General features: G+C 71.9%; 7 protein-coding genes. 5 read left to right on the forward strand and 2 right to left on the reverse strand.

Annotation, left to right across the window (positions count from 1 at the left end; all coding sequences use genetic code 11):
• Positions 1–19 precede the first annotated feature (19 nt).
• From ACIA5G_RS20065 to ACIA5G_RS20075, 3 genes are all read left to right on the forward strand, one after another.
• Positions 20–1,129, forward strand: a complete 1,110-nt coding sequence (locus ACIA5G_RS20065) for an alpha/beta hydrolase family protein (RefSeq protein WP_395925209.1) — start codon at positions 20–22, stop codon at positions 1,127–1,129.
• Complete coding sequence (locus tag ACIA5G_RS20070; RefSeq protein WP_395925211.1) at positions 1,126–3,252, forward strand: alpha/beta hydrolase family protein; 2,127 nt, start codon at positions 1,126–1,128, stop codon at positions 3,250–3,252. The genes ACIA5G_RS20065 and ACIA5G_RS20070 overlap by 4 nt, the downstream gene beginning before the upstream one ends.
• A 120-nt stretch (positions 3,253–3,372) precedes the next feature.
• On the forward strand, positions 3,373–3,897 hold the full coding sequence (locus ACIA5G_RS20075) for a hypothetical protein (RefSeq protein ID WP_395925213.1): 525 nt from the start codon (positions 3,373–3,375) through the stop codon (positions 3,895–3,897).
• Between the two features lie 5 nt (positions 3,898–3,902).
• On the opposite strand, the gene ACIA5G_RS20080 is transcribed toward ACIA5G_RS20075, so the two are convergent.
• The gene (locus tag ACIA5G_RS20080; RefSeq protein WP_395925215.1) at positions 3,903–4,445 is read right to left on the reverse strand and encodes a ferritin; all 543 of its coding nucleotides are present in this window, start codon (positions 4,443–4,445) and stop codon (positions 3,903–3,905) included.
• An 84-nt stretch (positions 4,446–4,529) separates the two neighbouring features.
• On the opposite strand from ACIA5G_RS20080, the gene ACIA5G_RS20085 reads away from it, so the two are divergent.
• Complete coding sequence (locus ACIA5G_RS20085; RefSeq protein ID WP_395926459.1) at positions 4,530–5,279, forward strand: SDR family NAD(P)-dependent oxidoreductase; 750 nt, start codon at positions 4,530–4,532, stop codon at positions 5,277–5,279.
• Positions 5,280–5,282: 3 nt separating this feature from the next.
• On the opposite strand, the gene ACIA5G_RS20090 is transcribed toward ACIA5G_RS20085, so the two are convergent.
• Positions 5,283–5,783, reverse strand: a complete 501-nt coding sequence (locus ACIA5G_RS20090) for a MarR family winged helix-turn-helix transcriptional regulator (RefSeq protein WP_395925217.1) — start codon at positions 5,781–5,783, stop codon at positions 5,283–5,285.
• A 66-nt stretch (positions 5,784–5,849) separates the two neighbouring features.
• Here ACIA5G_RS20090 and ACIA5G_RS20095 point away from each other — a divergent pair.
• Positions 5,850–6,914 (forward strand): FAD-dependent monooxygenase (locus ACIA5G_RS20095; RefSeq protein WP_395925219.1); only part of this gene is annotated, 1,065 nt, incomplete at its 3' end.

Consider the following 6,914-nt stretch of genomic DNA (forward strand, 5'->3'; position numbering starts at 1 on the left):
TCCGATTCCTGGGGGAATCATGCGCACTCTCGCGGTAGCCACCGCATTGACACTCACACTGACCGCGTCGCCCGCTTCGGCGGCCACGACGCCTTACCTGCCCCGCCCGACCGGGCACCAGCCCGTCGGTGTCACTTCACTGTCCCTCAAGGACACTTCACGTCCTGACCCGTGGGTGCCGTCGGTGCCCTACCGGGACCTGATGGTCTCCGTCTTCTACCCGGCGACCTCGGGTCACGGCCCGACGAAGCAGTACATGACGCCGCTCGAGTCCGAGCGCAACCTCGAACGGCAGAACATCCCCGGGCTGCCGCTGGACGTCATGAGCACCGTACGGACGAACGCCGTCGTCGACGCAAAACCGGCCGGGCGGTGGCACGGCCTGCCGCTGGTCGTGCTGTCGCCGGGCTGGACCCAGCCCCGCGCGACGCTCACCGCACTGGCCGAAGACCTCGCCAGCCGCGGTTACGCCGTGGCGGCGATCGACCACACCTACGAAAACCGCGCCACGACCTTCCCCGACGGCCACGTCACCGGGTGCGCCGCCTGTGAGGTCGACGACCAGCCCGGCTTCTGGGAGAAGTTCACGCAGGTCCGCTCGAAGGACACGTCGTTCGTGCTCGACTCGCTGCTCCGCTCGGCCAAGTGGGGCAGCCTGATCGACCCGCAGCGCATCGGCATGACCGGGCACTCGGCGGGCGGCGCGGCCACCACCCAGGCGATGCTGGCCGACCCCCGCATCCGCGCCGGGGCCGACATCGACGGCAGCATCCACGTCCCGCTCCCGGCGTCCGGGCTGTCCCGGCCGTTCCTGTTCCTGGGCAGCATGGACAACTACACTCCCGGCCAGCCGGGGCCGTACGACGACTGGGAAACGGACTGGACGCACCTGACCGGGTGGAAGCGCTGGCTCATGGTGTCCGGCACGGTGCACAGCTCGTTCACCGACCTCGGTGTGCTCGCCGGCCAGCTGGGGGTCGACATCGGCGCGTCCATCAACGCGGAGCGGGCGCTGGCCATCACCCGGGCCTATGTAAGCGCTTTCTTCGACCAGCACCTGCGATGCCGGCCGCAGCCGCTGCTGGCCCACCCGTCACCCGCCTATCCGGAAGTGACCTTCATCGGATGAAGAAGACGATTCTCATGGCTGTCACGGCATTGACGTTCACGCTGGCGACGCCGGCCGCGTCGGCGTCACCGGCGCTCACCCTGGCCACGCCGACCGGCTCGCAGCCGGTGGGCACCACCTCGCTGTACCTGAAGGACACCTCGCGGGCCGACCCGTGGGTGGCTTCGGTGCCCTACCGCGAGCTGATGGTGTCGCTCTTCTACCCGGCCGCTTCGGCGCACGGGCCGAAGAAGCAGTTCATGACCCAAGCCGAAGCAGCCGCGGTGTTCGACGAGGCCGGCATCACCGGCATCCCGCCCTCGGTCATGACGACCGTGCGCACCGACGCGGTGGTCGACGCGCGCCCGGCCGGGCGGAACCTGCCGCTGATCGTCCTGTCGCCCGGGTTCAAACGGCCGCGCGCCGAGCTCACTTCTTTGGCCGAAGACCTGGCGAGCCACGGCAACGCCGTGGTGCTGGTCGACCACACCTACGAAAACGTGGCCACGACCTTCCCCGACGGGCGGGTCACCGGCTGCGAGGCGTGCGGCAGCTACGACGAAGCCTTCTGGCAGAAGCTTCAGCGCGGCCGGGCGGCGGACGTCTCGTTCGTCCTCGACTCGCTGACACACTCGCGGTGGGCGTCGCTGATCGACCCCGCCCGGATCGGCATGGCCGGGCACTCCGTCGGCGGCGCGAGCGCGATCGGCGCGATGGTGGCCGATTCGCGGATCAAGGCGGGCATCAACGTCGACGGCACGACCGACGACCCGCTGCTCGCGCCCGGGCTCGGCCGGCCGTTCCTCTTCCTGGGCCGGGCGGACACGTACACCCCGGGCACCGGCCCCGAATCCGGTACCTGGCAACGGGATTGGGACCAGCTGAAGGGCTGGAAGCGCTGGCTCGTGGTGGCCGGCACGGCACACCCGTCGTTCACCGACATCGGCCTGGTCGGCGAGCAGCTCGGCCTCGACTTCGGCGCGACGACGCCGGCCGCGCGCGGCCAGGCGATCACCGCGGCGTACGTCCGGGCGTTCTTCGACGAGCACCTCCGCGGCCAACCCCAACCACTGCTGGACCAGCCGTCTCCGCGGTACCCCGAGGTCGGCTTCGCCCGGACGTCGACGCCGTACCTGCCCGCCCCGACCGGCGACCGGCCGGTGGGCAGCACTTCGGTGTACCTGAAGGACACCTCGCGGCCCGACCCGTGGGCGCCGTCGGTGCCCTACCGCGAGCTGATGGTGACGCTCTTTTACCCGGCGGCGTCGGAAAAAGGGCCGAAGACGCCGTATCTGACCGCGGCGGAATCCGCGGCGCTGCTGACGGGCAGCGGCCTGGCCGTGCCGCCGGACTGGCTCACGACCATGGTGACCAACTCCGTGGCCGGCGCCCGGCCGGCCGGGCACGGGCTGCCGCTGGTCGTGCTGTCACCCGGTTACACCAAGCCCCGCGCCACGCTTTCCGCGCTGGCCGAGGACCTGGCGAGCCACGGGTACGCCGTGGTGGTGGTCGGCCACACGTACGAGAACGCCGGCACGAGCTTCCCCGACGGCCGGTTCGCCGGCTGTGCGTCGTGCGAAGTGCCGCACGACGGCGCGTTCTGGGAGAAGCTGGAGCGGGGCCGCGCGGTGGACGTGTCGTTCGTGCTGGATTCCCTGACCCGCTCGAAGCAGTGGGGTCCGCTGATCGACGCGTCCCGGATCGGCATGGCCGGGCACTCGGCCGGCGGGGCGAGCACGCTGCCCACGATGGTCGCCGACCCCCGGATCAAGGCCGGGATGGACATCGACGGCACCACGCAGGTTGCGCTCACGGCGCCGCTTTCGCGGCCGTTCATGTTCCTGAGCCACCAGCTGGCGCCGACGGCGTGCGCGCCGGGGAACGAGCCGTGGGAACGGGATTGGGCCCAGCTGACCGGCTGGCGGCGCTGGGCCGAGGTGGCGGGTTCGCAGCACGCGTCGTTCACCGACGTCGGGCTGGTCGGGGACGAGCTCGGCGTCGACGTCGGCACCACGACCAGCGCGGTGCGGACGCAGGAGATCACGAGGACGTACGTGAACGCGTTCTTCGACCAGCACCTGCGGGGCGAGGCGCAGCCGGTGCTCGACCGGCCGGCGTACCCGGAAGTCTCGTTCTGCCACTGAAAGAACGGCGGAAGCGGCACGTTGTGGGGGTGTGCCGCTTCCGCCGTTTCACCGGCTCACCGGAACCGGGACAAAAGCCGTAGATCGAACGTTTTCCCGGGCGCGCCCGATACTGGACGGGTGAACGAGACGCTTTCGCTGCTCGCCGCCCTCGTCAGCGCGGTCGCCGCGGTCATCGGCACCGGGGTGTCCGTTGCTCAATGGCGTGCTTCGCGGCCGCAGCCACCGGTCGCCCCGCCTGCGTCCCGTCCGCCCGCCTCGCCGCGGTGGCCGGCTCCGCCGCAGTCGCCCGCCCCGCCGCGTTCACCCTCCCCCGCCGTCGCACAGCCGCCCGGCCGGGGCCTCGCCCGCACCGCCGCGGTGGCGGTCGCTTCGGCGGCGGTCACCGCGGTGTTCTCCGCGCTGTCCGACTTCGTGTTCTGGTCGCAGCAGCAGTCTTCCGATCCGGATTCCGGGCTGGAAACCCTGCTCTCCGTCATCACGGGTGTGGTGCTGCTCGCCGCCCTGGCCGCCATCCTGCTCGGGCTCTTCGTGCTCGCCGCGGGCCTCGTGACCCGGCGCAACCGCCTCGTCCGGCTCGGCCTGCTCGCGGTGCTCCTGAGCCAGACGCTGTGGCCGGCGATCTGGCTGACCACGCTGATGTAGCCGGGCTACAGCTTCCCGCCCGCCACCGCCGGCATGTCGGGAGCTTCGCCGGCCTCCGCGGCCGGCTCGCGGTACAGGTGGTTCTCGACCTCGAACAGGTTGCCGCCGGCGCGTTCGACGACGGTGAGCAGCGTCGCCATCTGGGCGACCTCCTCCACCTGCTCCTTGAGGAACCACGCCATGAACTGCTCCCCGAGGTAGTCCTCTTCGGCACGCGCGGTCTTCGCCATCGCCTCGATGTCGGCGGTGACGGTGCGTTCCTGGTCCAGCGCCAGCTCGATCGCTTCGTGCACACTCGAGAAGTCGTTCCGGACGTCGCCACTGCCAGGGATCACCACGGCCTGGTCGCGGTCGAGCAGGTACCGCACCATCGCCAGCGCGTGGTTACGTTCCTCGATCGCCTGCCGGTAGAAGCGCTTGGCCAGCCGCGGGAGGTCGCGTGCGTCGAACCAGACGGCCAGTGCGATGTACTGCTGGGCGGCGGTGAACTCGTGCTGGATCTGCGTCTGCATGAGCTCGGCGAACTTCGAGCGCTGGGTTTTGGCCATGCCCCAACGTACGGCGTGCCGGATGCGGGAAACATCCGTGGCGCCGGACGGATCTACGATCGGCCCGTGCGCACCTCAGCGGGACTGCCCGACCTGGCCGGCACGGTCACCTGCGTCACCGGCGCTTCCGGCACGATCGGCCGCGGCATCGCGCGGCGGTTCGCTGAGGCGGGCAGCGCGGTGGCCGTGCACCACCGCCGTCCCGGCGCGGCCGAAGACGTGGTCGTGGCGATCGAAGCCGCCGGCGGCCGGGCCCGCGCCTTCACCGCCGAGCTCACCGAAGACAGCGCTTGCCACGCACTGCTCGACGCCGTCGCGGAGTGGGGCGGCCGGCTCGACGCGCTGGTGAACAACGCCGGCGTCCAGCCGGTCGAAGCCCTCGCGGACCTGACAGCCGAACGCTGGCGGGAGATGCTGGATGCGACCCTGACCAGCGCGTTCTCCTGCACCCAAGCGGCGGCGCGGCTGCTGGGCGACGGCGGGAGCGTCACGCACATCGCGTCGATCGAGGCCCGGCAGCCCGCACCCGGGCACGTCCACTACAGCGCGGCGAAAGCGGCTCTGGTGATGCACGCCCGTGGCGCCGCGCTGGAGTACGGGCCGCGCGGGATCCGCGTCAACACCGTGTCGCCCGGGCTGATCGGCCGTCCGGGCCTCGAACAGGACTGGCCGGAAGGTGCCGGACGCTGGCGCCGGGCCGCACCGCTGGGCCGGCTGGGCACCCCGGAGGACGTCGGCAACGCGTGTGTCTTCCTGGCCTCCCCGCTGGCTTCCTGGATCACCGGGCACGACCTCGTGGTCGACGGCGGGGTCACCACGCACCCCACCTGGTGACGCTCAGTCCGGGATCTCGCCCATCGACCGGCACAGGCGGCGCAGCAGATCCGCCAGCTCGCGGCGGTCCGGCCCGCTCAAGCCGCCGACCAGCTCTTCCTGGGCGGCCAGCTCGGCGGTGAACGCCTCGTCGACCAGGGCCAGGCCCGCCGGGGTGAGGCGGACCAGCGCCGTGCGGCGGTTGGCCGGGTTCTGCCGCCGGTCCGCCAAACCCGCCGCGACCAGCCGGTCGAGCCGGCTGGTCATCGTGCTGTTGCCGGCCAGCATCCAGCGGGCGATCTCCGCCAGCGACAGCTCGTACGGCTCCCCCGCGCGCCGCAGCGTGGCGAGGATGTCCAGGTCCGCGTGGAGCACGCCGTAGTCCTTCAGCGTGTCGTCGAGCCGGCGGGTCACCCGGCGCGCGATGCGCGTCAGCCGGGCCAGCACCGCCAAGGGGGCCGGGTCGAGGTCCGGGCGTTGCCCACGCCACTGGTCCAGCACGTCGTCGACGAAGTCACGCTCCATCCTCGTACTCTACAATGACGGACATTACGACCTCGTACCTTTCGACCTCGTGACGAGGGAGGGAAGATGCCCGGAGTGATCGTCGCCGGCGGCGGGCCGGTCGGCATGCTGCTGGCCACCGAGCTCGGCCTGCACGGCGTGCCCACGACCGTCGTCGAGAAGCTGACCGAAACGCACGACGAACCCCGAGCGGGCACCCTGCACGCGCGGACCGCGCAAACGCTCCTGCGCCGGGGTCATCTCCCCGCATCGCAGCCGCCGCGCGACCCGCACGCCGTGGTCGAGGTCCCGTTCCACTTCGGCGGCCGCCCGGTGCTGACGCTGGAGTCGCCCGCGCTCGAGGGCGCGCCGATGGTCGGCCGGGCGCAGTCGGACATCGAGCGGTTCTTCGAGGCGAAGGCTCGTTCGCTCGGTGTCGAAATCCTGCGCGGGCACCAGGTCACCGGGGTGCGTGACCACGGCGAAAGCGTCACCGTCACCACCGAGCACGGCGAGCTGACCGCGGCCTACGTCGTCGGCTGCGACGGCGCCCGCAGCACGGTCCGCGAGGCCGCCGGGATCACCGGCACCACCCACCCGGCGACGTTCGCCGGCCTCCTCGGCCTCCCCCGCCTCGGCGACCCGGCGCGGGTGCCCGGCGGCTGGACGCAGGGGCCGACCGGCTGGACGCTGGTCAACGTCAACCCGGCCGGGCACAGCCGGATCCTCACGCACGAGTTCACCCAGCCGCTGCCCGCACGCGGCACCCCGGCAACCCTCGACGACCTGCGAGGCGCCGCGTCCCGCATCCTCGGCCACGACGTGCCGATGGCCGATCCGGCGTTCCTCGGCCGGTTCAGCGACTTCACCCGGCTGGCCGACGAGTACCGCCGGGGCTGGCTCCTGCTCGCCGGCGACGCGGCCCACGTGCACGCGCCGCTCGGCGGCCAGGGCCTCAACCTCGGCCTGCAGGACGCGGTCAACCTCGGCTGGAAGCTCGCGATGGTCGTCGCGGGCACCGCGCCGGAGCAGCTGCTGGACACTTACGGGACGGAGCGCCGGCCGGTCGCCGAGGCGGTCATCGAGAACACCCGGGCACAGGCGGCGCTGATGCGGCCGGGCCCGGAGTTCGAGCCACTACGCCGGCTGGTA

The organism is Amycolatopsis sp. NPDC051758 (assembly GCF_044453095.1).
Classification (GTDB): Bacteria; Actinomycetota; Actinomycetes; order Mycobacteriales; family Pseudonocardiaceae; genus Amycolatopsis.

Coding starts and splice junctions, on each gene's coding strand:
- ACIA5G_RS20065 (WP_395925209.1), top strand. CDS start 20: ATGCGCACTCTCGCGGTAGCCACCGCATTGACACTCACACTGACCGCG.
- ACIA5G_RS20070 (WP_395925211.1), top strand. CDS start 1,126: ATGAAGAAGACGATTCTCATGGCTGTCACGGCATTGACGTTCACGCTG.
- ACIA5G_RS20080 (WP_395925215.1), bottom strand. CDS start 4,445: ATGGCCAAAACCCAGCGCTCGAAGTTCGCCGAGCTCATGCAGACGCAG.
- ACIA5G_RS20090 (WP_395925217.1), bottom strand. CDS start 5,783: ATGGAGCGTGACTTCGTCGACGACGTGCTGGACCAGTGGCGTGGGCAA.